The organism is Rhizobium sp. CF080 (genome assembly GCF_000282095.2).
Classification (GTDB): Bacteria; Pseudomonadota; Alphaproteobacteria; order Rhizobiales; family Rhizobiaceae; genus Neorhizobium.
This window is the reverse complement of sequence record NZ_AKKC02000015.1, coordinates 219,314-244,081: the sequence shown is the minus strand read 5'-3', so window position 1 is coordinate 244,081 and position 24,768 is coordinate 219,314. Positions and strand designations below refer to the sequence as shown.

The window sequence follows — 24,768 nt, the reverse complement described above, 5'->3', positions numbered from 1 at the left end:
CGCTTACTTCCTATGTCAGAAAAACAGCGATGCTTACCCGGAGAGCCCGAGTCCATCAATCCCTTGCGCTTCACGTTTGTTCACGCGTGCAGATAAACCGCGATTCCTGGACCGCGGCGAATCGCGCCGGTGTGTTTGGGCCGGGGTATATCAGGCCATGAAGGCCGGGAACCAGCTTTCGTGCGCTTCCGTGAGCTGCAAGACCGCAAGGTTGATGAGGTCATCGACCACGAGGCTGTCGCCTGCGACCGTGCCGAGCGTGCGGAACGGTACCCCTGCGCCTTCGGCATTCGCCTGCACGAAATTGGCCAGATCGGCCGGTACCGCGATCACGTAGCGGGCCTGGTCTTCGCCGAACAGCAACGCATGGGCAGGGCCGCGCTGTTCCTTGAGGCTGACCTTCATACCCTTGGACGAGGCCATCGCCATTTCGGCAAGCGTGATCGCAAGGCCGCCCGAGGAAATGTCGTGGCAGGCGGTTACCTGGCCATTGCGGATGAGCGAACGGACGAAATCGCCGTTGCGGCGTTCGGCCTTCAGGTCGACCTCCGGCGGCGGACCGTCGATCGTGTCGAGAATGTCGCGCAGGTAGACCGACGAGCCGAGATGGCTGCCGTCTGTCCCGATCATGATCAGCTTGTCGCCGTCGTTCGCCGAGCCGATCTTCGCCATCTTCTGCCAGTCGGGCAGCAGTCCGACGCCGGCAATCGTCGGGGTCGGCAGGATCGCGACACCATTGGTCTCGTTGTAGAGCGAGACGTTGCCGGAAACGATCGGGAAATCCAGCGCCTTGCAGGCCTCGCCGATGCCCTTGATGGCGCCGACGAGCTGGCCCATGATTTCCGGCTTTTCCGGATTACCGAAATTCAGGTTGTCGGTGGCGGCGAGCGGCTCTGCGCCGGTTGCGACGATATTGCGCCAGCATTCGGCGACGGCCTGCTTGCCGCCTTCGAACGGATCGGCCTCGACATAACGCGGCGTCACGTCGGAAGAGAAGGCGAGGGCCTTGGTCGGATGGGTTTCGATGCGCACGACGCCGGCATCGCCGCCCGGGCGCTGCAGCGAATTGCCCTGGATCAGCGTGTCATACTGCTCCCAGACCCAGCGGCGGCTGGACTGGTTGGCCGAACCGATGAGCTTCAACAATGCCTGGTTATAGTCAGTTGGTGCCGCGACCTGCGAGGCGGGCAGGGGTGCGCGAACATTCGACTGAACCCACGGCCGATCGTATTCCGGCGCCTGGTCGCCGAGATCCTTGATCGGCAGGTTGGCGACTTCCTCGCCCTGATGCAGGACGCGGAAGCGCAGGTCGTCGGTCGTCTTGCCGACGATCGCGAAATCGAGGCCCCACTTGACGAAGATCGCCTTGGCCTGGTCTTCCTTTTCCGGCTGCAGCACCATGAGCATGCGCTCCTGGCTTTCCGACAGCATCATCTCATAGGCCGTCATCCGGTCTTCACGCACCGGCACCTTGTCTAGGTCAAGCTCGATGCCGAGGTCGCCCTTGGCGCCCATTTCGACGGCCGAACAGGTGAGGCCGGCGGCACCCATGTCCTGAATGGCGATGACCGCGCCGGTTGCCATCAGTTCGAGGCAGGCTTCCAGCAGGCACTTTTCGGTGAAGGGGTCGCCGACCTGAACGGTTGGGCGTTTCTCTTCGATGGACTCGTCGAATTCGGCAGATGCCATCGTCGCCCCGCCGACGCCGTCACGGCCGGTCTTGGCGCCGAGATAGACGACGGGCAGGCCAACGCCCTTCGCTTCGGACAGGAAGATCGCATTGGATTTGGCAAGCCCGGCCGCAAAGGCATTGACCAGGATGTTGCCGTTGTAGCGCGGATCGAACTCCACTTCGCCGCCGACCGTCGGCACGCCGAAGGAATTGCCGTAACCGCCGACGCCGGCAACGACGCCAGACACCAGATGCTTGGTCTTCGGATGATCCGGTGCGCCGAAGCGCAGCGCATTCATCGCTGCGATCGGCCGGGCGCCCATGGTGAAGACGTCGCGCAGGATGCCGCCGACACCCGTCGCCGCACCCTGATAGGGCTCGATATAGGAGGGGTGGTTGTGGCTCTCCATCTTGAAGACGACGCAATCGCCGTCGTCGATATCGACCACGCCGGCATTTTCTCCAGGACCCTGGATGACTCGCGGTCCCTTGGTCGGCAGCGTGCGCAACCATTTCTTGGAGGACTTGTAGGAGCAGTGCTCGTTCCACATGGCCGAGAAGATGCCGAGTTCCGTGAAGGTCGGTTCGCGGCCGATCAGATCGAGAATCCGCTGATATTCGTCAGGCTTCAGGCCATGCGAGGCGACGAGTTCGGGAGTGATCGCGATGCGGTTCGGAATGGTCATGATCTTCTCTGGATTGGATAGCCCTGACAAGGCCGCTCTTTAACCTATGTGGCGGCGGCGCGCGACAGGAAAATGCTGCCGTGCAACGGTGCTGCGTGGAGGCCGGAAAACAAAAAGCGCCGGAAACCCGGCGCTTCTGTCAGAAAATACTCTGGGCTGGATCAGAACTTGTAGCCGACCGCGATGCCTGCGTAGGAAAGGCCGTCATTGTGGTCGCAGAGATCAGCGTTCGAGGAGTGCTCGACGGTCGCCAGAACACGCCAGTTGTTGGTGATGTTGTAACCGAGGCCGAGCGACTCATGGAAAAGCGCATGGCAGCCGACCTTCGGGCCGTCGTTCGGCTTGTCGAGATTGCCGTTGTTGAATGCGCCGCCGAAGCCGAGATCGACGAAGATGCGGTCGGTGATCGGCGCAGTCCAAGTGAAGCCGGCAAAGACCTGGCTCGCTTCGCCTGCCGTCGACACGATCGCGCCGACATGGACGCGCGGACGCAGCATGTGATCCATGAAACTCTGGGCATGGCGCTGGTCGAAGGGGTCGAAGAAAACGGTCGCGGACGGGAATGCGCCCTTCTCGAAGGTCCTGTTGCTCTGGATCGAACCGGAAACGCCGATTCGCACTTCATCGAACAGATGCTCCTGGGCAAATGCCGAGGACGAGATGCCCGAAGCCAGGATGACAGCTCCGATTGCCGATGCGAAAAAGGTCTTGTTCATTCCACCGCCCTCATAAGCGCCGCCATGCTGGCAGCCGGTGCGATTCGCACTCGGTACGCTCGCCCACTCTTCAAGACTGAAGTGGTACAATGGCACCCTGAAGCCGTCCAGCGCCGTTCACACTGTGTTATCACTTGTGGCTAAAAAATGTGACGATTTGGACAAGCCGGTGCAGGCGTGCAACAGATTGCATATTAACGCGTAAATACAGATGGTTAATATCAGCAGCCCGTCGCGCCGCCAGCCCAGCGCAGGACGTCGCGCTTGATCCGCTCTCCGTCCGGGCCGCTCATCATCGGACCGAAAGCATCGAGACGGGCGGGGTTGCCCTCCGCCTGGACGACCAGCATCGGGCGCGACTCGGGGCTGTGGCGCGGCACCGCGAGAATGCGCGGCCGGCCGGAGAAGGAATTGAGTTCCGGTGCCAGCCGATAGGGCTTGAAGGCGGCATCGCCCGATTTGAACCAGCAGCTATTGGCGGCGATCGCCACGCGTTCCATGGTCGGCAGCGCCGCACGGTTCGCCGTCACCGCCGCCGGACGCTCGGACTGGCAGGCGGATAGCGCTGCACCGAGGACGACGAGGGAAAGTGCAGCGGGCAGGCGATAGGAGAACGGCATCAAAACGTCCTGACGTGGTTTCGATCGTTCCATATGATCGATGCGGAAAAGCAGATGGTTCAGGCGGTCGCGGCAATCACATCGAGCGCCGAGGCGAAAATCCCGCGCCCGTCATTGCCGCCATGGGCGGCCTCGATCAGGTTTTCCGGATGCGGCATCATGCCAAGCACGTTGCCGCGGCTGTTCATCACGCCTGCGATATCGTTCAGCGAGCCGTTCGGGTTGGTGCCTTCGGCATAACGGAAGACGATCTCGCCGCGATCTTCCATGCCGGACAGCGTCTCTGCATCGACGAAATAATTGCCGTCGTGATGAGCGACCGGGCAGCGGAGCACCTGGCCCTTTTCATAGGCCCGGGTGAAATCCGTGTCGGCATTGACCACTTCGAGCTTCACTTCCTTGCAGACGAATTTCAGCGAGGAATTGCGCATTAGGGCGCCAGGCAGCATGCCGGCTTCGACGAGGATCTGGAAACCGTTGCAGACGCCGAGCACCTTGACGCCCTTGTCAGCCTTGTCCCGGATCGCCTGCATGACCGGCATGCGGGCCGCGATCGCCCCGCAACGCAGATAATCGCCATAGGAAAAGCCGCCCGGGATGACGATCAGGTCGACATCATCCGGGATGTCGGTCTCTGTCTGCCAGACGGTGATCGGCGCCTTTCCGGAAATCTTGGTGAGGGCGGCGATCATGTCGCGATCGCGATTGAGACCGGGAAGCTGAACGACGGCGGATTTCATGGGTGCGCTTCAAACCTTGCCTGGGCCTCGGCGAGCTCGCGCAATTCGAGGCGGTTTTCGATTCTCTCCAACCGCACATCCAACTGATGCAACATAGTGTAGAGATTATTGATGTCGCTCTGATGCGCATGGACAACCAAGCGCATCGAATTCATTTCATTCCGCAGATCGCGAATGGCCGTATCGGACTTGTCCGCTCGCTGATGCAGGCGCCGCAAAAGCTCCTGAATCAACTCGTGCGAAAGCTCAGCCAAGAACGACTCCATTTCGATCGAAGCGGTCGCCGAACAACCTCTTCTTCAAGGCATCCGTTTTTGCCTGGCCTTCGGCCAGTTCCCGGTTCGTGTCCTTCATGAACAGGACCAAATCCTCCAGCGCCGCCAGCGTCTGCTTACTGCGCTCGTCGAGCTTCAGCATTTCGTCATAGAGCATTTCATTAGTGACTTCAGCCATCACACGCTCCGCAACCTTCAGTCGAGAGCGATAGTATAATTCTCAATTACAGTGTTTGCCAACAGCTTCTCGCACATGGCTTTCAGGTCCGCCTCGGCCTTCGCCTTGTCGGTGCCCTCGAGTTCGAGGTCGAAGACCTTGCCCTGGCGGACATGGCCTACGCCGGAAAAACCGAGACTGCCGAGCGCGCCTTCGATGGCTTTGCCCTGCGGATCGAGAACGCCGTTCTTGAGCGTGACCGTCACGCGTGCCTTGATCACTGATCCAACCCCCAGATTACTTGACGAGAACCGGCCCGGTCCCGCGGATCGGTTCGTTTTCATTGATGATGCCGAGACGCCGCGCGACTTCCGAATAGGCTTCAACGAGCCCGCCGAGATCGCGCCGGAAACGGTCCTTGTCCATTTTTTCGCGGGTCTCGATGTCCCAGAGGCGGCAGCTGTCCGGCGAGATCTCGTCGGCAAGGATGATGCGCATCATGTCGCCTTCGAACAGGCGGCCGCATTCGATCTTGAAGTCGACGAGCTGGATGCCGACCCCGAGGAAGAGCCCCGAGAGGAAGTCGTTGACGCGGATGGCGAGCGCCATGATGTCGTCGAGTTCGGCGGGATTTGCCCAGCCGAAAGCGGTGATGTGTTCCTCGGAGACCATCGGGTCGGCGAGCGCATCGGACTTGTAGTAGAACTCGATGATCGAGCGCGGCAGGACCATGCCTTCCTCGATGCCGAGGCGGGTGGAGAGCGATCCGGCGGCAACGTTGCGCACCACGATCTCAAGCGGAATCATCTCCACTTCCTTGATCAGCTGCTCGCGCATGTTCAGCCGGCGGATGAAATGCGTCGGGATGCCGATCTTGTTCAGATGGGTGAAGAGGTATTCCGAGATTCGGTTGTTGAGGACGCCCTTGCCGTCGATGACGTCATGTTTCTTCTTGTTGAAGGCGGTGGCGTCGTCCTTGAAGAACTGGATCAGCGTGCCGGGCTCCGGACCTTCATAGAGGATCTTGGCCTTGCCTTCGTAGATACGGCGGCGACGGTTCATGATTCTTGTCTCGTTGTTGGCGCCCTTGCGGACGCAATGGATGATGTTTGAGCGGTCCCTTATCGGAAAAGATCAGGTTTCACAATGCGGGCCTCCAAAACCTTTGTGGGCGAGGGACTAACGAAGCGCAATGAGGAATCATTGAGCTTCAGATTACACGTATTTTCAAAGGTCTTGCGCTAGCAATTCGGATGTTTCGACCCAAAGAGCCCTAATAAACAGGGAAAAGCAGGGAACCATGATATCTACGCTCTTCGTGGCTGGACCGAAGCCCTGGAAAACAGATGTGCCTATGATGAGAGTTTGCAGTTCCACGCGGAATCCCGTCGCATCAGGCTGATGGGCCTGGGGGCCACATCGCTGCTCGGCGTTGCCGAGGCAGGCGCCTATGCACAGGATCTGGTGTTTTCCACCCTCGAGGGCAAGGCTTCACATGAGATAGCCACCAAATTGCGTCATGATTTCGACGCCGCCGGTGCCGACGCCTCAACAAAGAGGCGGGCGCGATCAGCCCGGCGCCGAGGCTTTGCCGCGATGGAACTCGCATTCGTCAATTGCCCGCCAGGATTCCGCTTCCGTCAGAGCCGGAATCGACGTCCCGCCGATTGCGCTTGCCTCGTCTTTTGATTATGGGGTCCCATATAAGTTCACTTTGGGAGACCCGAGATGAGTGGCCTCAGCGATCGCGAAAAAGCCTTTGAAAACAAGTTTGCCCTGGACCAGGAGTTGAAGTTCAAGGCGCTCGCCCGCCGCAACAAGCTCATCGGCCTCTGGGCGGCCGGCCTGCTGGGCAAGGCGGATGCCGATGCTTACGCAAAGGAAGTCGTCGTTGCCGACTTCGAGGAAGCGGGCGACGGGGATGTGTTCCGCAAGCTGCGCAGCGATCTCGATGCCGCCGGCATCTCCATCTCCGATCAGGATATCCGCACCAAGATGGTGGAGCTTCTGGCTCAGGCAATCGATCAGATCGAGAACCAGTAAGCTGCATTTCATCAGCAGACATGAAAGCTGCGTCCAACCGGGCGCGGCTTTTCTTTCTGTATATAAATTCGGATTCTCAGCTGCCGATGGGGTGCCGCTTGCGGCTGTCGGGCTGTGGGCTTTCTCCGGGGCGCCAGCGGCCTGAAAGTATGAAGTCCGGAATCGCAGTGCGCGGCATCGGCCTTGCGAGTGCATAACCCTGCAGAATGTCGCAGCCAAGGTCGCGCAGGATGCGGATCTGTTCGGTGGTCTCGACGCCTTCCGCAACGACCTCGATATTCAGCGATTTGCCGATCTCGATGATCGATCCGACCATCTTGCGCTGCTTGTGCGATTGGGAGACGAGGCGGACGAGTTCGCGATCGATCTTCAGCGCACGCGGATTGAGCCGCAGGAGGCTGATGATCGAGGCATGGCCGGTGCCGAAATCGTCGATCTCGATCGCGATGCCGAGCTTCCTGATTCGCGCCAGGTTCTTCAGGACATCGTCGTCGCAATTGTCGAGGAAGATCGATTCCAGGAGCTCGAAGGATACCGTGCCCGGCTCGATCTTGAGTTTCTGGAGCTTGCGCGATAGCGAGGCGTCGTGCAGCCGACGGTAGGAAACGTTGACCGAGAGCTTCGGGATCGAAAGGCCATGGGCGCGCCAATCGCGGAAATCGGCAAGCGCCTTGTCGAGAATCATCCCGTCGATCACCGAGACGACGTCGAGGTCCTCGGCCATTTCGAGGAACTTGTCGGGAGACAGGATACCACGCTCCGGATGCATCCATCTTGCCAGCGTTTCCACGCCGGCGATCTCCAGCGTCGCTGCATCGAACTGCAGCTGATAAAACGGGATGAATTCGTCGCGCTCGAGAGCAAGAAGGATCTCGTCCGATATACGCTTGGTGCTGATGATTTCGTTCTGGGTGTCGGCGGAAAAGAATTCATGCCGGTTGCGGCCGCGATTCTTGGCCCGGTAGAGCGCGATATCGGCATTCAGGAGGAGTTGGCGTGCATCGACCTCCGCTCCCGTATGGCAGGCAATGCCGATGCTGGCGCCAAAACGGCAGTCGTGGCCCTCGTAGGACACCGGCTTGCGCAGTTCCCTGATGATCCGGTCGGCCAGATGGGAAAGCTTGCGGGGCGAACCCTCGAATTTGGACAGGATGACGAATTCGTCGCCGCCGATACGGGCGACGAAATCGCCCTTGCGGATCGTGCCTTTGAGGACTTTCGCCGCATGTTTCAGCATCATGTCGCCGGCACTGTGGCCGAGCGTGTCATTGATCTGCTTGAAGCGGTCGAGGTCGATATGGAGGATCGCGATGCCGTGTCTGTCGCGGGCACATTCCGCGCCCACGCGGTCCAGCATCTCGTCCAGGTAACGCCGGTTTGGAAGATCGGTCAGGTAGTCGTGCATCGCATTGTGCTCGATGCTACTGCGGGCGGCCTCGAGTTCGCGATTGCGCGCCTCGGCAAGGGTCTTTGCCCGTTCGAGTTCGCGGTGAAGCGTCACGTCGGCCGTGACGTCCCAGTTGGCGCCAACCATTTTTTTGTGGCCGTTACCGTCGATGAAGGACATGGTGCAGGTGCGCACGACGCGTTCTGAGCCGTCCCGCAGGACCACGCGGTATTCGTCCGAGAAGCGTTTGCCCTCCTCGATATTGGCAAGAACGTTTGCTTGAACACGTGCGGCATCATCCGGGTGCAGGAAGCTCTCCCAGAGCCCGCCGATCTTCACTTCCTCGCCCTTTTCCAGCCCATAGATCCGGAACATGCGTTCGTCCCAGTCGACTTCTCCGGTGGAGAAGTCGGATTCGTAAACGCCGATGCCGGATATTTCGAGGGCCATGTCGAGCCGCCGTGACATCTGCGCAGTCTTTTCTTCCGCCGCCTTGCGTGCGGTGATATCCGTGTCCGTGCCGACGACACGGGTCGCCTTGCCGTTCGCGTCCCATTCGACGCAGGCGCCCCGGCATTCGATCCAGATCCAGTGCCCCTGCTTGTGGCGTTCGCGATAGTCGAAGACGGCATAGGCCGGGTCGCCGGCATTCTGCCGCGCGATGGCGTGGATGACGCGGTCATGGTCATCCGGATGCACAAGCTTCAGCCATTCCTCTGTACTGGCCGCCAGCGGATCTTCCGGCGACATTCCGCGGATCTGCCGCCACACCGGCGAGTAATATTTCTGGCCGGTTGCATAGTTGTGGTCCCAGACGCCTGAAACGGAGCTGACCAGCGCGTTGTCCCAGCGACTTTCACGTTCGGCAAGATCTTCGACCTGGCGTCTTTGATCGGTGACGTCGGTCAGGTGGACCGCAAACAGAAACTGGCCTTTGAGATTCTTGCCGAGCGGCGCGAAAGTGGCCAGTGCCCATCGCTGCGAGCCGGTCGGGCCCATGACGCGCAGCTCCAGGCGTTCCGCAGGGGAATCAACGTCCAGGCCTTCGATCGCCTGATGGAATCTGGCTTTGTCATCGGGATGCAGGAGGATCGATAAGTCTGCCGGTTGCTGGCTTTCGCCAATCCATTCGCGTTTGAATGTATCATTCGCGAACAATAGCGCAGCGGCATGGTCGATGATGGCAATCGGGAAGGGAGCTGCCTGGAACACCGTCTCAAGAACGCCGATCTCGTCTCCTGGGCCGGAGTCCAAAGGGCGTGAGAGAACACTTGACGGCATCGGCACAGCCTGGCTCGCAACAAAACGAGCTGGCACTTTAGCAAGTGTCAATTAAATCCAGCTTAAAATTGCCATTCGAATTGACGCACCCGGAAATTATGGGACGACGCCAATTCTGTCGTGTTTTCAAGGCTTCAGGCGACTGAGGAACTGGGCAAAAACCATCGTTCCTTCCGGCCAGGGGCCGTGTCCGGATTCTGCGTTGATGTGGCCTGCTTCCCCGGCATCGACTAGCACCGACCCCCAGGCGGCCGTAATGTCGTCCGCGTGTTCATAAGAGCCGAACGGATCGTTGCGGCTCGCGACCGTCAGCGACGGGAAGGGCAGCGGATCGCGCGGGTAGGGGCCGAAGGTCAGGAGGTGCTTGGGCCGGATGGACGGATTGTCCACCTCCGGCGGAGCAACGAAAAAGGCGCCGGCAACCGGTTTCGTGAACAGCGGAACGGCATGGATGACGGCCGGGATGCCGAGCGAATGGGCGACGAGAACCACGGGCCGTGTCGCACGGTTCACCTCTTCGGCGACGCGGGCGATCCAGTCCTCCCGCACCGGTTTCGACCATTCGTCCTGTTCGACCCGGCGGGCCGTTGTGAGCTTCTGCTCCCAACGGGTCTGCCAGTGATGCGGCCCGGAATTGGTGTAGCCGGGGACGATCAATATATCTGCTTCGGATGCCTTCATGGCGCCTATCTGTGTTCGCCGAGGGTCAAGATCAAGCCTCGCCGAAAACCCGGCGGAAGATCGTGTCCACGTGCTTGGTGTGATAGCCGAGGTCGAATTTCTCGCGCAGGTCCTCTTCGGAAAGTGCGGCACGGACTTCCTGATCCGCAAGCAGTTCATCGAGGAAATCCTTGCCTTCTTCCCAGACCTTCATGGCGTTGCGCTGCACGAGGCGATAGGCGTCCTCGCGGGAGGTGCCGGCTTGCGTAAGGGCAAGCAGCACCCGCTGCGAGTGAACAAGTCCGCGGAACTTATTCATATTCTTCATCATGTTCTCAGGGTAGACGAGCAGCTTGTCGATGACGCTGGTCATGCGCGCCAGGGCGAAATCGAGCGTCACAGTCGCGTCCGGGCCGATCATGCGCTCCACGGAGGAGTGCGAAATGTCCCGCTCATGCCAGAGCGCCACGTTTTCCATGGCCGGCAGTGCGTAGGAGCGCACCATGCGGGCAAGACCGGTCAGGTTTTCGGTCAGCACCGGGTTGCGCTTGTGCGGCATTGCCGACGAGCCCTTCTGGCCCGGGGAGAAATATTCTTCCGCTTCGAGCACTTCGGTGCGCTGCAGGTGGCGTACCTCGATCGCCAGGCGTTCGATCGACGAGGCGATGACGCCGAGGATCGCGAAATACATGGCGTGGCGGTCGCGCGGGATGACCTGGGTCGAGACCGGCTCCGGCTTCAGGCCGAGCGCTGCGGCGACATGTTCCTCTACGCGCGGATCGATATTGGCAAAGGTGCCGACGGCGCCGGAAATCGCGCAGGTGGCGATCTCGTCGCGGGCTTCCAGCAGGCGGGTCTTGTTGCGGTCGAATTCCGCATAGGCCTGGGCGAGCTTGACGCCGAACGTGGTCGGCTCCGCATGGATGCCATGGCTGCGGCCGATCGTGACCGTGTCCTTGTGCTCGAAAGCGCGGCGCTTCAGCGCTTCCAGCAGCTTGTCGATATCGGCAAGCAGAAGGTCGGTGGCGCGCACCAGCTGGACGCTGAAGCAGGTGTCGAGCACGTCGGAGGACGTCATGCCCTGATGGATGAAGCGGCTGTCCGGACCGACGAATTCGGCAAGATGGGTTAGAAAAGCGATGACGTCATGCTTGGTGACGGCCTCGATCTCGTCGATACGCGCAACGTCGAAGGTGGCACTGCCGCCTTTGGCCCAGATCGTCTCCGCTGCCGATTTCGGGATCACGCCGATGGCCGCAAGCGCATCGCAGGCATGGGCCTCGATTTCGAACCAGATGCGGAACTTTGTTTCGGGCGACCAGATGGCGACCATTTCCGGTCGCGAGTAACGGGGGATCATGGGCTTGTCGTTTCCTTCACGAGTGTCGGCTGCGCTGTAGCAAGAAGCGCGGCGAAGCTCAAGTTTTTGAGGCGCCTAAACGGGATCAGGGCGCCGTCTTGATCGGAACGGCGATCCAGCGTCCGTTCTGGCCCTCGAAACCAGCACTGAGGACCATGACCAACGCAACTTCGACCGGAGCGCCTTCGAGCGACGAGCCGGTGACGACGCCGGCCAGCCGGTAGCCGGTGACGCAGCCGCGTGATGCCGGAATGCGCTGGTCTTCGTGAACCACGTCGTTGACGGGTTTTCCGTTCCGTTCGGTAAAGCGAAGGCGGAAAGAGACCGTCTTCTCGACCATGCCCTCGCATTGCGGGTCGAGCGGCTGAGGGACCTCGTCGAGGACGAGCGTGTTGGCTTCTCCGACGGGCGGCACGGCCGGCACGCTGCGATAGCGGAGCTGGTGGGGATCGTTACCGATCTCGGTGATCGGGTTGAAGGCGACGAGTTCACCCGGATGATTGGGGAGCTCATGGGCTTCGACCAGCACATCCGCATCATTGTGGACCTGCCAGCGGGCCTTGGCGATCGTCGCCCCGTCCTCTTCCAGCCGGACCCGGAAAGGCGTTCCGGGCAGATAGGTGTCCTTGTTGAGGTCGAGCGCATAGATATTGGCATAGGGGAAACCGGACCCGTCCTGGATGCCGTATTCCTCGAAGGCGAAAACGGCGCCGTCGGCGGAAAAGCCGATGGAGCGGACGCTTGCGATATCGGCAGCGGATGTGGAGCCGGCAAACAGCATTGCCGCAAATGCAGGAACCGAAGATCGCAAGCGTGATATCATCTGCGTCCGTCCTCCGCCGCAGCTTTCAGCCGCGCGATATTCTCACGATAGGCCGCGATTCCATCGCCTTTGTAAACCGCAGATCCGGCAACGAAGACATTGGCGCCGGCGGCGGTCGCCGCGCCGATCGTCTCGGCGGTAATGCCGCCGTCGACTTCCAGTTCGATCGGCCGGCTGCCGATCAACGCCTTGGCAGCGCGGATCTTGTCCATCATCGCCGGGATGAACTTCTGGCCGCCGAAGCCGGGATTGACGCTCATGATCAGGATCAGGTCGATCTCATCGAGCACGTTTTCGATGGTTGAAAGCGGCGTTGCCGGGTTGAGCGTGACGCCGACCTTCTTGCCGAGCGAGCGGATCGTCTGAAGCGAGCGGTGCAGGTGCGGCCCGGCTTCGACATGTACGGTGATGCCGTCGCAACCCGCCTTGGCGAAGGCTTCCAGATACGGATCGGCCGGCGAGATCATCAGGTGGCAGTCGAAGAAGGCCGTGGTGTACGGCCGCAGCGACCTGATGACGTCAGGCCCGAACGAGATGTTCGGCACGAAATGCCCGTCCATCACGTCGAGATGGACCCATTCCGCTCCCGCTTCGACCGCGTCGCGAACTTCCTGGCCGAGCTTCGAGAAATCGGCGGCGAGAATGGAGGGGGCGATGCGGATCGGCAGGGGGGTGGCCAGTGTCATGGGTCGAAAATCTCCGGTTGTCGGCGGTCCCTCTAACATTGCAGCGTGGGCGGAACAATCGTCAGTCGGTCGCCGGACGCGACAGGATGAACGTGGATCCCCGCCATTCGAGCAGATGGAACGGGTTGTCCTTCAGTTCATGACCGCGATCGAAGGCGATCGGGCCGATCACGGTATTGAAGGAGCGGCTGCCGATCGTTGGGACCAAGGGCTGGCCCGCTGCCGTCGTCACCGCCTGGTGAACCAGTTCGGCGGCGGCATAGGCAGGCAGCATGTAGCCGTCCGCGTCGATATTTTTCGCGCGCAGGGCCGCGACGGCGGGGGCCGCGGAGGGCAGGGTAGCATAGTCCGGGAGCGCAACGGCCAGGACGCCGTCGCGCAAGGGCACCGGACGGTTGGCAGCACGCAGGTTATCACCGCCGAGCAAGATCAGGGGAATGTTTTCGGACGCTCCGTCGCGGGCGATGACCGCCATGTCGTTGCGGTCGCCGCCGACGAAGACATGGCTTGCGCCTGCCTTGGCGAGACGGCGCACCAGCGCTACCTGCTGTTCCTGGCCCGGCCGGAACGTATCGGTGAAGATCGGCGTGATGCCCATCGGCTCGAGACGTTGGCGGATTGCGCTTGCGAGCTCGCGACCGTAGATCGTGCCGTCCTCGACCAGCGCGATCGGTTCCGCCTTCCAGATGCTGAGGATGGTTTCGGACAGTTTTTCCGCTTCGTCGCCTTCGGCCGGCGCCATGCGGAAGAATGGCCAGCCGTTGCGCAGCGTATCTTCCATCAGGATCTTCGAGCGTACCGAGATGGTAATGGCCGGGATCTGGGCGGCTTTCAGCTGCGGCAATGCGGTGGAGAGCGTCTCGACGCAGAGGAAACCGATAGCGGCAGATACTTTCGCGTCAGTCAGGCCCTTGGCGACGGCAGCGCCGCCGTTCTCGTCACAGCCCTCGTCGATCTCGATGAGGGTGTCGCCGGCCGCTTCCGCTGCCGCGCGCGCCCCTTGAAAGACCTGGGTGCCGAGCGGTGCGTATGGACCGGAGCGGGGCGCCACGACGCCGATCACTGCCGCCGATGCCGATCCGCATCCGAGAAACAAAGCCAGCAGTCCGGCGATGATGAAACGTCGTGCTGTCATGTTTTCCCTGGGATTATTCTTCGAAGTGACATTTAGCTTTCTGATCGCAGCCGTCAAAGAGAATCGGCTTGTCGACGTAAAAAGCCGCAACTCCGGTAGACATCGAGGGGCTTTGCCACCATATCTCGAAGAGTAATGCGGGACTGACATCAGCCGCCGGATGCCTTTCAAGAGATGCCTTTGACGGACCAGCCTCTTCTCGATCCCGTCCACTACCGCAACGGCATGGCACGATATGCTGGACATGTCCAGGTTGTGACGACGGAATTCGAAGGCGTGCGGCGCGGTGTGACGGTGACGGCGGCCTGCTCGGTCTCGGACAATCCGCCGACCGTGCTCGTCTGTCTCAACGGCAGCAACGTGAACAATGCCATCTTCGAGAGGAGCGGCATCTTTGCTTTGAATTCGCTGGCGGCGCATCATCAGGCGCTGGCGACGGGCTTTGCGGGGTTGAGCGGCGTGCCAGTCGACGAGCGTTTTGCGCTTGGAAATTGGATGACGCTGGTGACGGGTGCTCCGGTGCTGACCGATGCCGTCGTCAGTTTCGACTGCCGGCTGACCGACATCAAGCGGGTCTCGACCCATTTTGTTATGTTCGGCGAAGTGAAGGCCATGCATTTCGGCGAGGCGAACCCCTCGCTCATCTATCTGGACCGCGGCTTTCGTACATTATAGAACGCCGTTTGAAAGGGACTCATTATGGCGCAAGGAAAAACGGGCAGTTCCTCCACCTCCATCCCGAGCTCCATCGACGAGACGATCGCGCTTCTGGGCGCTGAGGATTATCTTGCCGGCCGCTCGCTTGGCACGGTGATTTTCCTGGCACTGAAGATGAAACGCCCACTCTTCCTCGAAGGCGAAGCCGGCGTCGGCAAGACCGAGATCGCCAAGGCGCTGGCCAAGGGCCTGAACCGGCCGTTGATCCGGCTGCAGTGTTATGAAGGCCTCGACATTTCCTCGGCCGTCTACGAATGGAATTATCCCGCCCAGATGCTGGACATCCGGCTTTCGGAAGCCTCCGGGGTCAAGGATCGAACGCGCATCGAGGCGGACCTGTTTTCCGAACGCCACCTGATCCGTCGGCCTGTGCTGCAGGCGCTGGGCCAACCGGGCGGTCCGGCGCCGGTCTTTTTGATCGACGAACTCGACCGCACCGACGAGGCCTTCGAAGCCTTCCTGCTGGAAGTGCTGTCGGATTTCCAGGTGACGATCCCCGAGCTCGGCACGATCAAGGCCGAGGAGCCGCCGATCGTCATCATCACCACCAACCGCACCCGCGAGATCCACGACGCGCTGAAGCGGCGCTGCCTGTATCACTGGGTTGACTATCCGGATGCGGCACAGGAACTGGAGATCATCCGCCGCAAGGTACCGCAATGCTCGGAAACCCTGTCGCGGCAGGTGGTCGCCTATGTGCAGAAGCTGAGGACGGTCGATCTCTTCAAGAATCCGGGCGTCGCCGAAACCATCGACTGGGCGACGGCGCTGACCGAACTCGACCGGATCGCCCTCGATCCGGAAACGATCGCCGATACACTGGGCACGCTTTTGAAATATCAGGACGATATCGCCCGCATCAAGGGCGGCGAGGGCGAACGGGTGCTTTCCGAGGTGAAGGCCGAACTTCTGGCGGCAGGGTAGGGACCATGGCGGCTGGCTTCAGCGACGACGGAATGATCGTCCCGCCGGTTCCAGCCGGTGCCGGAAGGGTTGCGGATGGTCGGCTTGCGGACAACCTCGTCTATTTTTCCCGCGTGCTGCGCCGTGCTGGGCTGAAAACCGGGCCGGCCGCTGCGGCCGATGCGATTGCCGCGGTCGACGCGATCGGCATCGGTTCGCGCGAGGAATTCCATGCTGCGCTGTCGGCTGTCTTCGTCAAGCGCCACGAGGACCAGCCGGTCTTCGACGAGGCCTTTCGCCTGTTCTGGCGCTCCCGCGACCTAGTCGGCAAGATGATCGCGATGATGTCGCCCAAGGCGGCCGACAATCGCGAACGGGAAAAACAGAAGGCCGGCGCCACTCGCGTCAGCGATGCATTGACCGCCGACCAGCCGGAGGCCCCAAGCCGCAAGAAGCCACCGGAGATCGAAGTGGACTCCCGCTTCACGACCTCCGCCAGCGAGATCCTCAAGCGCATGGACTTCGCCCAGATGAGCGCGGCGGAACTGGCCGAAGCCCGGCGCGAACTGGTCAAGCTTGCCCTGCCCCTGGACAAGGTGGTGACACGCCGGTTCCGTTCGTCCAACCGCCCGCCGAGGATCGACCCACGCGCGACCATGCGCCATGCGATGAAGAGCGGCGGCGATCTCATTCTGCCGCGGTTTCGAGAGCGAAGGACGGCGCCGCCGTCGCTCGTCGTGCTCGCCGATATTTCCGGCTCGATGAGCCAGTACACCCGCATCTTCCTGCACTTTTTGCACGCGCTGACCGAAAAGCGCACCCGGGTGCACACTTTCCTGTTCGGCACACGGCTGACCAACGTGACCCGCCAGATGCGTCGACGCGATCCCGATGAAGCGCTGTCCGGCTGCACGGACGCAGTGCGCGACTGGTCGGGCGGAACGCGGATCGGTGCGACGCTTGCCGAATTCAATCGCCTCTGGTCGCGCCGCGTGCTGGGGCAGGGCGCAGTCGTGCTGCTCATCACCGACGGGTTGGAGCGTGAGGGCGTCGAGGAACTGGAGCGGGAAATGGACCGGCTGCATCGTTCCTGCCGCCGTCTGATCTGGTTGAACCCGCTGTTGCGGTTCGACGGTTTCGAGGCGCGGGCGCGCGGTGTGCGCGCCATGTTGCCATATGTGGACGAGTTTCGCGCCGTCCACAATCTGCAGTCGCTTGCCGATTTGGCGATTGCATTGTCGGATGATCATACAAAGGCCGCGGACCCGCGGCGTTATTTCGATAGGAGGGTCGCATGACTGTTTCCGAAATTCTGGATCCGCTGCTGACTGCCGAGAGCTGGAAGCAGGCCGGCCGCAACGTGGCGATCGCGACTGTCATCGAGACCTGGGGTTCGGCGCCGCGCCCCACCGGCAGCCATCTCGTCATCGATGGCGAGGGCAATTTCGAAGGCTCCGTCTCCGGCGGTTGCGTCGAGGGCGCCGTCATTACCGAAGCGCTCGACGTGATCGAGAGCGGCGCCCCGAAAATGCTGGAATTCGGCGTTGCCGACGAGACGGCCTGGCGGGTCGGTCTGTCCTGCGGTGGCCGGATTCGCGTCTATGTGGAAAGGCTGGCCTGATGCAGCTCGCAGCACTGACGAAACTCAACGCCGCGCGGCGTTCCCGCAGGGCTGCCGTGGTGGTGACCGATCTCGCCGACGATGAGGTGCAGGTGATCCTGGAGGGCGAACCCGTATCAGGTTCGCTCGGGGAGGAAACCGCAAAAGTGTTTCGCAGCGGCAAGGCCGGAACGGTCGATGTCGAAGGCCGGTCGCTGTTCCTCAATGTCCATCTGCCGCCGCCGCGTATCGTGGTGATCGGCGCCGTGCATATCAGCCAGGCGCTCGCCCGGCTGGCTCCGGTCGCCGGATATGACCTGACGATCATCGATCCGCGCACGGCCTTTGCGACCGAGGAGCGTTTCGAGGGCGTCGAGCTGATCGCCGACTGGCCGGAAGACGTACTGAAGGATCATCCGCTCGATGCCTATACAGCGCTGGCGGCCGTCACCCATGATCCGAAGATCGACGACTTCCCGCTGTCTGAAGCGCTGCGGGTTGGCTGCTTCTATGTCGGCGCCCTCGGCAGCCGGAAGACCCATGCGAAACGGGTGGAGCGGTTGAAGGAAATGGGCCGCACCGATGACGAGATCGGCCGCATCGCTGCGCCGATCGGCCTGGATATCGGTGCCGCGAGTCCGGCCGAGATCGCCCTTGCCACGCTTGCCCAGATCGTCCAGGCTTTTCGCCGGCGCGATCTGGTCACCGCAGTGTGACTTCATGAGATACGGGACGATCGAACTCGCCGAAGCGGAAGGCGCGGTGTTGGCGCACAGCATAAGGCTGCCCGCCGGTCGGCTGTCGAAAGGGCAAATGCTTTCGCCGGATGATATCGGCCGACTTTCGCAAGAAGGCGTCGAATCCGTGGTCGCGGTGCGGCTCGATCCCGGCGACATGCTGGAGGACGACGCGGCCCGGGCGATCGCCGATGCGATCTTGCCGGACAAGCTGCGTTTCTCGGAGGCAACCACCGGCCGGGTCAACATCTATGCCAAGGCGGATGGACTGTTCGTCGCCGACAAGACCGTGGTCGATGCGTTGAACCGCATCGATCCGGCGATCACGCTCGCCTGTCTTGCCGACCATGTGGCGGTGCGCGCCGGCGACATGGTGGCGACCGTCAAGATCATCCCGCTCGCCGTTGGTGGCGCGAAGGTCGCTGAAGCTGTGGCATTGCTGGCAGAATCGGTCGCTTTCGAGGTAAAAGCATTCAGTCCCCGTGCGGTGACGCTGGTCGCAACCGAGCTTCCTTCGCTGAAGGTCTCGGTCATGGACCGCACCGCGAAGCTCTTGGAACAAAGACTGGCGCCATCCGGTAGCCGGCTAATAAAAGAGATCCGAATTCCGCATTCGGCGGATCGGCTGACCGAGGTTCTTCAACAGCTTAGGTCTGAGGAAATTGATGAGCCGGCTATGATTATCGTCTTTGGCGCATCGGCAGTGGCCGATCCGGACGACGTCATCCCCGCCGCCATCCGCCGCGCGGGCGGCGAAGTCGACCAAGTCGGCATGCCTGTGGACCCGGGCAATCTCCTGGTTCTCGGCCGGATCGGCGATGTCCCGGTGCTGGGCGCGCCGGGCTGCGCCCGGTCGCCGAAGGAAAATGGTTTCGACTGGGTGCTGAACCGGCTGATGGCAGGCGAGACGCCGACCTCCTTCGATATTACCGGCATGGGCGTCGGGGGGCTGCTGATGGAAATTCCGACCCGGCCGCGCCCGCGCGATGCGGCGCCAGAAAAAGCTGCGGCATTGTCGGTCGGAGCCCTGATGCTCGCCGCCGGGCAGGCGCGACGCATGGGCAAGGACGGACCGCACAAGCTGCTCGCCGAGTTCGACGGCATTCCGCTCGTCCGCCGCACCGCCGGGATATTGCTGGCATCGGCGGCTTCTCCCGTCGTTGCCGTGACCGGTCATCGGCGCGATGAGATCGAGGCAGTACTTTCGGGGCTCGATCTGCGTACCCATTTCAACCCGGACTATGCCTCCGGCATGGCGAGCTCGCTGGTTGCCGGTTTCTCAAGCCCGGAACTGGCCCAGAAAGACGGCATCCTCGTCATGTTGGCCGATATGCCGGGCGTTACCACGGAGCACCTGAACATGCTGATCGCCGCCTTCCGTCAGGCGGGCGGCGGTGTCGTGGTTCGTTCGGTCTCGGAAGGAAAACGCGGCAACCCGATCATTCTCCCGCGGATAGCCTACGATGCCGTGCTGCGACTGGAAGGTGACGTCGGTGCCCGCGCGCTCATCGAGAACTCGGGGCTTTCGGTGATCGACGTGGATATCGGGCCTGCCGCGCATCTGGATGTCGATACGCCCGAGGCGGTAACGGCTGCTGGCGGGATTTTGAAAAGGTAGGCGAATGGACAATTCCGACATCGAGGACATGTTCGAGGGGCTCGGTCCGGTTTCCATCCGCCGCATGTTCGGCGGCAAGGGCATCTATCACGATGGTTTGATCGTCGCGATCGATCTGCGCGGCGAGATCATGCTGAAGGCGGATGCGGTGAGCGCGCCGGAATTCGAAAGCGCCGGTGCCAGGCAATGGTTTTATGAGGGAAAGAAGGGGAAACCGGTGCTGATGCCGTATTGGTCGGTGCCGGAAGACGCGTTCGACGATCCGGACGAGATGCGCAAATGGGTCCGGCTTGCCTTCGAAGCCGCGCTGCGCGCCAACTCGAAATCCTGATCATCTCAGGAATGTTACAACGAGTGCTAGATTTTGCACCTTGATCGGCAAGGTGTGAAGCGCCTACCGTCCGCTTCGTATTGGGGGCGCGGGCTGCCGAATCTTTCGACCAGGGTCGCGTCCGTAAATTCTGTCAAAGTGATTTCATCAAGTTGGCCGCTTCGGTTCGCCGGAGCGGCTTTCGCCTATGATCACTTTGGAAGATGCGCAAAGGCCTTCACTGAGAAAGGCGACAGCGGCTGAGGCGGATCTTTCGGATCGAACCAGCCGATCTCCGACAGCTTGTCGGGCTCCGTGAGCGAGGGCTCGCCGGTAAAATCGCGGGTAACGTAAATCAGCGAGACCCAGTGTTGCCCGTCAGCCTCGATGATCTCCTCAGCCACGCAGAGAAACTCGACCTTGCCGATCGTGAGGCCGGTTTCCTCTTCCGCCTCGCGGCGGGCGGCTTCCGAGGAGGGCTCCATCGGATCGACCTTGCCGCCGACAATGTTCCAGAAGCCCGCTTCCGGCGCCTTGAGGCGACGGCAAAGCAAAACCTTGCCATCGTCGCGCACGATTGCGAGCCCGGCGCCGACGCCGGGGAAATCAATGCCGGGTCTTGCCACGGAAGTTCTAAGCCTTGGCGGCGTTCGCGACGATCAGCATGAAAGCCGGAATGTCGTCGCCGAAGCCGACCGGGGTCGGGCCGTCGTCGTGGTCGCGGTGGTAACGCTGGCGACGCTCGCGATTGTCGTCGTTCGCGGGTGCCGGTGCAGGCGTCGGCCGCGAATTGCGGTTGCCGCCGTTGTTCTGCGGCTTCCTGTCTGCCTTGCGTTCCGGTTTCACGGTTTCCACCCTAGCTTCCACAAATACCTCTTCGACTGCTTCAATCGGATTATCTTCGATCTTCGTGTCAGCCTTGTGACTCGAAGCGCTGCGCCCAGTATCGGCACGTCCCGAATCACTTCGTCTGCCGCGGCCGCGCTCCTTATCACGATCACGGCCCTTGCGGCCACCGCGGTCGCTCTCATGGCTTTCCATGGGGGCCGGCAGGGCGGAAATATCGCCGTTCAGCCATTCGATCTTCTCGTTGATGAGCTTTTCGATGGCATCGAGATATTTGGTGTCGGAACGGGTGACGAGCGTGAACGCGCGACCCGAACGGCCGGCGCGTCCGGTCCGGCCGATGCGGTGGACATAATCTTCCGCATGGATCGGTACGTCGAAGTTGAAGACATGCCCGACATCCGGCAGGTCGAGGCCGCGTGCCGCGACGTCGGAAGCGACGAGAAGCTGGATATTGCCGTCACGGAAATTCTGCAGCATCGTCGTGCGGGAACGCTGATCCATGTCGCCATGCAGGGCGCCGACCGAGAAGCCGTGTCGCTCGAGCGAACGGAAAAGGTCCGCCACATCGACCTTGCGGTTGCAGAAGATGATCGCGTTCTTGAGATCGTCCTGCGCCTTGATGAGGTCGCGCAGCACGGCGCGCTTCTCATAGTCCTTGTTGTGCGAAGCGACGAGGCGCTGCGTCACGGTCTTGGCGGTCGACGAAGGCTTGGCGACTTCGATCCGTTCCGGGTTCTGCAGGAAGCGGTCGGCGAGCTTCTGGATTTCCGGCGGCATGGTCGCCGAGAAGAACAGCGTCTGCCGGGTGAACGGGATCATCTTGGCGATCCGCTCGATATCCGGGATGAAGCCCATGTCGAGCATGCGGTCGGCTTCGTCGATGACGAGGATCTCGACGCCGGTCATCAAAAGCTTGCCGCGCTCGCAATGGTCGAGCAGGCGGCCGGGGGTGCAGATCAGCACGTCGGCGCCACGCTCAAGCTTGCGGTCCTGGTCGTCGAAGGACACGCCGCCGATCAGCAGCGCAACGTTGAGCTTGTGGTTTTTACCGTACTTCTCGAAATTCTCGGCGACCTGGGCGGCAAGTTCGCGGGTCGGCTCAAGGATCAAGGTACGCGGCATGCGGGCGCGGGCGCGGCCCTTTTCCAGAAGCGTCAGCATCGGGAGAACGAAGGATGCCGTCTTGCCCGTACCGGTCTGGGCGATGCCGCAGATATCGCGGCGCTGCAGCGCATGCGGGATTGCCCCTGCCTGGATCGGCGTGGGGATCGTGTAACCCGCGTCTGTGACAGCGGAGAGGACTTTCTGGCTCAGGCCAAGATCAGCAAATGTGGTCAAAGGGAATTCTGTTTCCGTTCCGGTTCTATACGAACACTATGGGAGTCGGCGCATGCTGGCCGGCAACTGGCCCGCGACATAGGACCAAAATGTCCAAAAGTCAAGGAAAGCAAGGCGATTGGCGATGGGAATGGTGAATGAAGATAGTCGCTGAGCAAGCCGGCTACCCTTATATAGGCAAACAATTGTCTCCTGCCTAGGAGCTTACCTCAATTGAGGTAGGTGGTAAGCTTCATGCCGGCATTGAGGAAATGGACGGGATCGATCGGATTGCCGTCGCGGCGGACCTCGTAATGGACGTGCGGGCCGGTGGAGCGGCCGGTTGAGCCTGCCTTGCCGATGACGTCTCCGGGGGCGACCTCGTCGCCTTCCTTGACCAGGATCTTCGACATGTGGCCGTAGCGAGTGGTGATGCCCTGGCCATGGTCGATCTCGACCATGTTGCCGTAACCGCTCGCGGGGCCGGCCGAGACCACCTTGCCGGCGCCCGTGCTTTTCACGTCGTCGCCGGTGGACGCCTGAAAGTCGATTCCCGCATGCAGCGCCATCCGGCCGAGGAAGGGATCGATGCGGTTGCCATAACGGCTGGTGACCGGACGGCCGGGCGCGGGATTGCCGAAGGGCAGGTCGCGCGCCGTCGCGCGCACACTTTCCAGCCGGCTGAGCGCCGAATCGAGCTCGTCGAGCGAGGCATCGAAGGCGCCGATATTGGTCTGCGGCGCCACATAAGGGCCGCCAACGCCGTCCGTGGCATCTTCAGTTCCCTTGTCTGCAGATGCCACCTCGACGCCAGTCCTTTTCAGGATTGCGGCGATCGCGTCGGCGGTTTCCGAAGCACCGGTCGTCAGGTTGGCGATCTTGGCAAGTTGTTCCTTCTCGATGTTCTTCAGCGATAGAGTCACCCTGGAGAAGACCCGGTCGGCGCGGTCGGCGATGTTTTCGCGCAACGGCGCATAGCCGAGTGCGGTCGCCGTCTGGAGCGGGGTGGCGGAGGTCTCGCCGGAGAGAAGCTTCTCGATCGCCTGGATGCCGCCGCTGCCGCCGGTAAGCGAAGCCTGGCGTTCTTTGGCCGGCGGCTGAAGGATGGTCGGCGCCGGTGTTTCCGGTGCCGTGAGACCGGATTCCTCGGCGCGATTCAGAAGCGAACCGAGCTTGCCGTGGCGCGAAAAGAGGGCGTTCTGCTGTTCCAGCAGCTTCTCGACCTTCTGTTCGACCACCTGCTGGTCGAGAAGCTGGCGCGAGGTGATGCGGTCGAGCTGCGCACGCAGGGCCGCGATCCGGTCCTCGTAGTCGTATTGCATGCGGGCCTGCCGCGCCATGGTTGCGCCGATCAGGTCGTCGCGGATCACCAGATAGGAAGTGGCGCCCAGATAGCCGATCGCGAAAACGCCGAGAAAGCAGAAGGTCAACGCGGCCATCCACGGCCGGATGGTCATGTGGCGGATCTTCTCACCGCTGGCGAAAATGAGAACGTGCTGGGGCGCCCGCTTCCCAAACACCCGGTTTTCGGTTCCCTTCGCCACGCGGATCTCCCGGAGATGCGACTCGTCCGGCCGCTGTTCCCATTGGTGGGATTACACATGGATATGGTTAACGAACGCTTTAATTTCGGGCATTCAGGCGTAGCTGGTGGAGGTCAGCGACCGGTAGAATGACGGCGTCAGGCCTGCCTCCGCCCGGGCGATATCGTTGAACGGCGCCTTCAGCGAACCACGAAAATTGGCCCGCACCAGCTGCTGGAAGGTCGCCGCCGGATCCTTGCGCTCGCGGGCGCAGAGAAAGCGGAACCATTTCGCGCCGATCGCCACATGGCCCTTCTCGTCATTGTAGATGACGTCGAGGATGGCGGCACTTTCGAGATCGCCGGTCTCGCGCATCTTGGCCTGCAGCGAAGGCGTCACGTCGAGCCCACGCGCCTCGAGAATGAGCGGCACGACCGCGAGCCGGGCGGTGAGGTCGTTGCGGGTCGAATGGGCAGCCTGCCACAGCCCGTCATGGGCGGGCATATCGCCGTAGTCGGCGCCCATGTCGTTCAATCGGGCGCGCACCATGCGGAAATGTTTCGCCTCCTCGAAAGCCACCTGCATCCAGCCGTCGAAGAAGGAGTTCGGCACCGGCTCGGTCGCAAACCGGGCGACGATATCGAGTGCCAGGTCGACGGCATTGAGCTCGATATGGGCGATCGCATGCAGCGTCGCGATGCGGCCGCTGGCGGTGTGCAGGGATCGTTTTCCCACAGCCTTCGGCGGCACGAGCTCGGGCTTTGCCGGCCGGCCGGGACGCTCGGGCAGGGGCGGATCAAGTGGAGAGCGCAGGGATAGCCGCCGCTCGAACCAGCGGGTGGCGGTCTCCTGCGCGAGCCGCGTCTTGATATCGAGATCGGCCGACAGGATTGCCGTCGTTGCCCCGCCCCTGAGCGACGTGATCGAAAACTCGCCCGACATCGATTTGTCTC

General features: G+C 61.8%; 27 protein-coding genes. 9 read left to right on the top strand and 18 right to left on the bottom strand.

Annotated elements, in window-relative coordinates; translation table 11 throughout:
• Positions 1 to 150: 150 nt before the first annotated feature.
• The 8 genes from purL to purC form a co-directional block, all read right to left on the bottom strand.
• A complete protein-coding gene (gene purL, locus PMI07_RS28200; protein WP_007770081.1) occupies positions 151 to 2,358 on the bottom strand; it encodes a phosphoribosylformylglycinamidine synthase subunit PurL in 2,208 nt (735 codons plus the stop codon).
• Between the two features lie 161 nt (positions 2,359 to 2,519).
• On the bottom strand, positions 2,520 to 3,074 hold the full coding sequence (locus tag PMI07_RS28195; protein WP_007770079.1) for an acyloxyacyl hydrolase: 555 nt from the start codon (positions 3,072 to 3,074) through the stop codon (positions 2,520 to 2,522).
• Between the two features lie 221 nt (positions 3,075 to 3,295).
• Positions 3,296 to 3,694: a hypothetical protein gene (locus tag PMI07_RS28190; RefSeq protein WP_007770077.1), complete on the bottom strand. Its 399-nt coding sequence runs from the start codon at positions 3,692 to 3,694 to the stop codon at positions 3,296 to 3,298.
• Positions 3,695 to 3,753: 59 nt separating this feature from the next.
• Positions 3,754 to 4,434, bottom strand: a complete 681-nt coding sequence (gene purQ, locus PMI07_RS28185; RefSeq protein ID WP_007770074.1) for a phosphoribosylformylglycinamidine synthase subunit PurQ — start codon at positions 4,432 to 4,434, stop codon at positions 3,754 to 3,756.
• Positions 4,431 to 4,688: a hypothetical protein gene (locus PMI07_RS28180; RefSeq protein ID WP_007770064.1), complete on the bottom strand. Its 258-nt coding sequence runs from the start codon at positions 4,686 to 4,688 to the stop codon at positions 4,431 to 4,433. The genes purQ and PMI07_RS28180 overlap by 4 nt, the downstream gene beginning before the upstream one ends.
• Positions 4,681 to 4,887: a hypothetical protein gene (locus PMI07_RS28175; RefSeq protein ID WP_007770063.1), complete on the bottom strand. Its 207-nt coding sequence runs from the start codon at positions 4,885 to 4,887 to the stop codon at positions 4,681 to 4,683. Before PMI07_RS28175 ends, PMI07_RS28180 begins: the two co-directional genes overlap by 8 nt.
• Before the next feature lie 17 nt (positions 4,888 to 4,904).
• Positions 4,905 to 5,147, bottom strand: a complete 243-nt coding sequence (purS, locus tag PMI07_RS28170) for a phosphoribosylformylglycinamidine synthase subunit PurS (RefSeq protein ID WP_007770062.1) — start codon at positions 5,145 to 5,147, stop codon at positions 4,905 to 4,907.
• Positions 5,148 to 5,163: 16 nt separating this feature from the next.
• A complete protein-coding gene (gene purC, locus PMI07_RS28165) occupies positions 5,164 to 5,928 on the bottom strand; it encodes a phosphoribosylaminoimidazolesuccinocarboxamide synthase (RefSeq protein ID WP_007770061.1) in 765 nt (254 codons plus the stop codon).
• A gap of 243 nt (positions 5,929 to 6,171) precedes the next feature.
• On the opposite strand from purC, the gene PMI07_RS33840 reads away from it, so the two are divergent.
• Together PMI07_RS33840 and PMI07_RS28155 are read left to right on the top strand one after the other, a co-directional pair.
• Positions 6,172 to 6,555 carry an ATPase inhibitor subunit zeta gene (locus PMI07_RS33840; RefSeq protein WP_081760985.1) on the top strand — a complete coding sequence of 128 codons (384 nt, stop codon included), beginning with the start codon at positions 6,172 to 6,174 and terminating at the stop codon, positions 6,553 to 6,555.
• A 39-nt stretch (positions 6,556 to 6,594) separates the two neighbouring features.
• Positions 6,595 to 6,909, top strand: a complete 315-nt coding sequence (locus tag PMI07_RS28155; RefSeq protein WP_007770060.1) for a DUF1476 domain-containing protein — start codon at positions 6,595 to 6,597, stop codon at positions 6,907 to 6,909.
• 76 nt (positions 6,910 to 6,985) lie between these two features.
• Here the strand turns inward: PMI07_RS28155 and PMI07_RS28150 are convergent, their stop codons facing one another.
• The 6 genes from PMI07_RS28150 to PMI07_RS28125 form a co-directional block, all read right to left on the bottom strand.
• A complete protein-coding gene (locus tag PMI07_RS28150; protein WP_007770058.1) occupies positions 6,986 to 9,577 on the bottom strand; it encodes an EAL domain-containing protein in 2,592 nt (863 codons plus the stop codon).
• 126 nt (positions 9,578 to 9,703) lie between these two features.
• Complete coding sequence (locus tag PMI07_RS28145; protein WP_007770052.1) at positions 9,704 to 10,258, bottom strand: alpha/beta hydrolase; 555 nt, start codon at positions 10,256 to 10,258, stop codon at positions 9,704 to 9,706.
• 31 nt (positions 10,259 to 10,289) lie between these two features.
• A complete protein-coding gene (gene purB, locus PMI07_RS28140; protein ID WP_007770051.1) occupies positions 10,290 to 11,597 on the bottom strand; it encodes an adenylosuccinate lyase in 1,308 nt (435 codons plus the stop codon).
• 85 nt (positions 11,598 to 11,682) lie between these two features.
• Positions 11,683 to 12,420, bottom strand: a complete 738-nt coding sequence (locus PMI07_RS28135) for a DUF2259 domain-containing protein (protein ID WP_007770050.1) — start codon at positions 12,418 to 12,420, stop codon at positions 11,683 to 11,685.
• Entirely contained in the window at positions 12,417 to 13,106 is a 690-nt protein-coding gene (gene rpe, locus PMI07_RS28130; protein WP_024164233.1) for a ribulose-phosphate 3-epimerase, read from the bottom strand. Before rpe ends, PMI07_RS28135 begins: the two co-directional genes overlap by 4 nt.
• Positions 13,107 to 13,167: 61 nt before the next feature.
• Positions 13,168 to 14,241: a branched-chain amino acid ABC transporter substrate-binding protein gene (locus tag PMI07_RS28125; RefSeq protein WP_024164232.1), complete on the bottom strand. Its 1,074-nt coding sequence runs from the start codon at positions 14,239 to 14,241 to the stop codon at positions 13,168 to 13,170.
• A gap of 174 nt (positions 14,242 to 14,415) precedes the next feature.
• Between PMI07_RS28125 and PMI07_RS28120 the strand changes: the two genes are divergently transcribed.
• Genes PMI07_RS28120 through PMI07_RS28090 form a run of 7 tightly spaced genes read left to right on the top strand, consistent with a single transcriptional unit; the run spans position 14,416 to position 20,147 of the window.
• On the top strand, positions 14,416 to 14,916 hold the full coding sequence (locus tag PMI07_RS28120) for a flavin reductase (RefSeq protein ID WP_007772982.1): 501 nt from the start codon (positions 14,416 to 14,418) through the stop codon (positions 14,914 to 14,916).
• Positions 14,917 to 14,940: 24 nt separating this feature from the next.
• A complete protein-coding gene (locus PMI07_RS28115) occupies positions 14,941 to 15,882 on the top strand; it encodes a MoxR family ATPase (protein WP_007772984.1) in 942 nt (313 codons plus the stop codon).
• Positions 15,883 to 15,914: 32 nt separating this feature from the next.
• Positions 15,915 to 17,159 (top strand): VWA domain-containing protein, encoded by a 1,245-nt coding sequence (locus PMI07_RS28110; RefSeq protein ID WP_051484291.1) that lies wholly within the window; start codon positions 15,915 to 15,917, stop codon positions 17,157 to 17,159.
• Complete coding sequence (locus tag PMI07_RS28105; protein ID WP_007754318.1) at positions 17,156 to 17,482, top strand: XdhC family protein; 327 nt, start codon at positions 17,156 to 17,158, stop codon at positions 17,480 to 17,482. The genes PMI07_RS28110 and PMI07_RS28105 overlap by 4 nt, the downstream gene beginning before the upstream one ends.
• Positions 17,482 to 18,177: an XdhC family protein gene (locus PMI07_RS28100; RefSeq protein WP_007754314.1), complete on the top strand. Its 696-nt coding sequence runs from the start codon at positions 17,482 to 17,484 to the stop codon at positions 18,175 to 18,177. Before PMI07_RS28105 ends, PMI07_RS28100 begins: the two co-directional genes overlap by 1 nt.
• A 4-nt stretch (positions 18,178 to 18,181) precedes the next feature.
• The gene (locus tag PMI07_RS28095) at positions 18,182 to 19,816 is read left to right on the top strand and encodes a molybdopterin-binding/glycosyltransferase family 2 protein (protein WP_024164230.1); all 1,635 of its coding nucleotides are present in this window, start codon (positions 18,182 to 18,184) and stop codon (positions 19,814 to 19,816) included.
• Positions 19,817 to 19,820: 4 nt separating this feature from the next.
• Positions 19,821 to 20,147 carry a TfoX/Sxy family protein gene (locus tag PMI07_RS28090; protein WP_007752044.1) on the top strand — a complete coding sequence of 109 codons (327 nt, stop codon included), beginning with the start codon at positions 19,821 to 19,823 and terminating at the stop codon, positions 20,145 to 20,147.
• A 191-nt stretch (positions 20,148 to 20,338) separates the two neighbouring features.
• Here the strand turns inward: PMI07_RS28090 and PMI07_RS28085 are convergent, their stop codons facing one another.
• The 4 genes from PMI07_RS28085 to PMI07_RS28070 form a co-directional block, all read right to left on the bottom strand.
• The gene (locus PMI07_RS28085; RefSeq protein ID WP_007752056.1) at positions 20,339 to 20,752 is read right to left on the bottom strand and encodes an NUDIX domain-containing protein; all 414 of its coding nucleotides are present in this window, start codon (positions 20,750 to 20,752) and stop codon (positions 20,339 to 20,341) included.
• A gap of 7 nt (positions 20,753 to 20,759) precedes the next feature.
• A complete protein-coding gene (locus tag PMI07_RS28080; protein ID WP_007752058.1) occupies positions 20,760 to 22,313 on the bottom strand; it encodes a DEAD/DEAH box helicase in 1,554 nt (517 codons plus the stop codon).
• 209 nt (positions 22,314 to 22,522) lie between these two features.
• Entirely contained in the window at positions 22,523 to 23,836 is a 1,314-nt protein-coding gene (locus PMI07_RS28075; protein ID WP_007752060.1) for a M23 family metallopeptidase, read from the bottom strand.
• 93 nt (positions 23,837 to 23,929) lie between these two features.
• A complete protein-coding gene (locus PMI07_RS28070; protein ID WP_007752066.1) occupies positions 23,930 to 24,757 on the bottom strand; it encodes a ferritin-like domain-containing protein in 828 nt (275 codons plus the stop codon).
• Positions 24,758 to 24,768 lie beyond the last annotated feature (11 nt).

What these genes read in the sequence shown, in the direction of transcription:
- purL (WP_007770081.1), bottom strand. Translation starts at nt 2,358, where the DNA reads ATGACCATTCCGAACCGCATCGCGATCACTCCCGAACTCGTCGCCTCG.
- PMI07_RS28195 (WP_007770079.1), bottom strand. Translation starts at nt 3,074, where the DNA reads ATGAACAAGACCTTTTTCGCATCGGCAATCGGAGCTGTCATCCTGGCT.
- PMI07_RS28190 (WP_007770077.1), bottom strand. Translation starts at nt 3,694, where the DNA reads ATGCCGTTCTCCTATCGCCTGCCCGCTGCACTTTCCCTCGTCGTCCTC.
- purQ (WP_007770074.1), bottom strand. Translation starts at nt 4,434, where the DNA reads ATGAAATCCGCCGTCGTTCAGCTTCCCGGTCTCAATCGCGATCGCGAC.
- PMI07_RS28175 (WP_007770063.1), bottom strand. Translation starts at nt 4,887, where the DNA reads ATGGCTGAAGTCACTAATGAAATGCTCTATGACGAAATGCTGAAGCTC.
- purC (WP_007770061.1), bottom strand. Translation starts at nt 5,928, where the DNA reads ATGAACCGTCGCCGCCGTATCTACGAAGGCAAGGCCAAGATCCTCTAT.
- PMI07_RS28155 (WP_007770060.1), top strand. Translation starts at nt 6,595, where the DNA reads ATGAGTGGCCTCAGCGATCGCGAAAAAGCCTTTGAAAACAAGTTTGCC.
- PMI07_RS28150 (WP_007770058.1), bottom strand. Translation starts at nt 9,577, where the DNA reads ATGCCGTCAAGTGTTCTCTCACGCCCTTTGGACTCCGGCCCAGGAGAC.
- PMI07_RS28145 (WP_007770052.1), bottom strand. Translation starts at nt 10,258, where the DNA reads ATGAAGGCATCCGAAGCAGATATATTGATCGTCCCCGGCTACACCAAT.
- purB (WP_007770051.1), bottom strand. Translation starts at nt 11,597, where the DNA reads ATGATCCCCCGTTACTCGCGACCGGAAATGGTCGCCATCTGGTCGCCC.
- PMI07_RS28135 (WP_007770050.1), bottom strand. Translation starts at nt 12,420, where the DNA reads ATGATATCACGCTTGCGATCTTCGGTTCCTGCATTTGCGGCAATGCTG.
- rpe (WP_024164233.1), bottom strand. Translation starts at nt 13,106, where the DNA reads ATGACACTGGCCACCCCCCTGCCGATCCGCATCGCCCCCTCCATTCTC.
- PMI07_RS28125 (WP_024164232.1), bottom strand. Translation starts at nt 14,241, where the DNA reads ATGACAGCACGACGTTTCATCATCGCCGGACTGCTGGCTTTGTTTCTC.
- PMI07_RS28120 (WP_007772982.1), top strand. Translation starts at nt 14,416, where the DNA reads ATGCCTTTGACGGACCAGCCTCTTCTCGATCCCGTCCACTACCGCAAC.
- PMI07_RS28115 (WP_007772984.1), top strand. Translation starts at nt 14,941, where the DNA reads ATGGCGCAAGGAAAAACGGGCAGTTCCTCCACCTCCATCCCGAGCTCC.
- PMI07_RS28110 (WP_051484291.1), top strand. Translation starts at nt 15,915, where the DNA reads ATGATCGTCCCGCCGGTTCCAGCCGGTGCCGGAAGGGTTGCGGATGGT.
- PMI07_RS28105 (WP_007754318.1), top strand. Translation starts at nt 17,156, where the DNA reads ATGACTGTTTCCGAAATTCTGGATCCGCTGCTGACTGCCGAGAGCTGG.
- PMI07_RS28100 (WP_007754314.1), top strand. Translation starts at nt 17,482, where the DNA reads ATGCAGCTCGCAGCACTGACGAAACTCAACGCCGCGCGGCGTTCCCGC.
- PMI07_RS28095 (WP_024164230.1), top strand. Translation starts at nt 18,182, where the DNA reads ATGAGATACGGGACGATCGAACTCGCCGAAGCGGAAGGCGCGGTGTTG.
- PMI07_RS28090 (WP_007752044.1), top strand. Translation starts at nt 19,821, where the DNA reads ATGGACAATTCCGACATCGAGGACATGTTCGAGGGGCTCGGTCCGGTT.
- PMI07_RS28070 (WP_007752066.1), bottom strand. Translation starts at nt 24,757, where the DNA reads ATGTCGGGCGAGTTTTCGATCACGTCGCTCAGGGGCGGGGCAACGACG.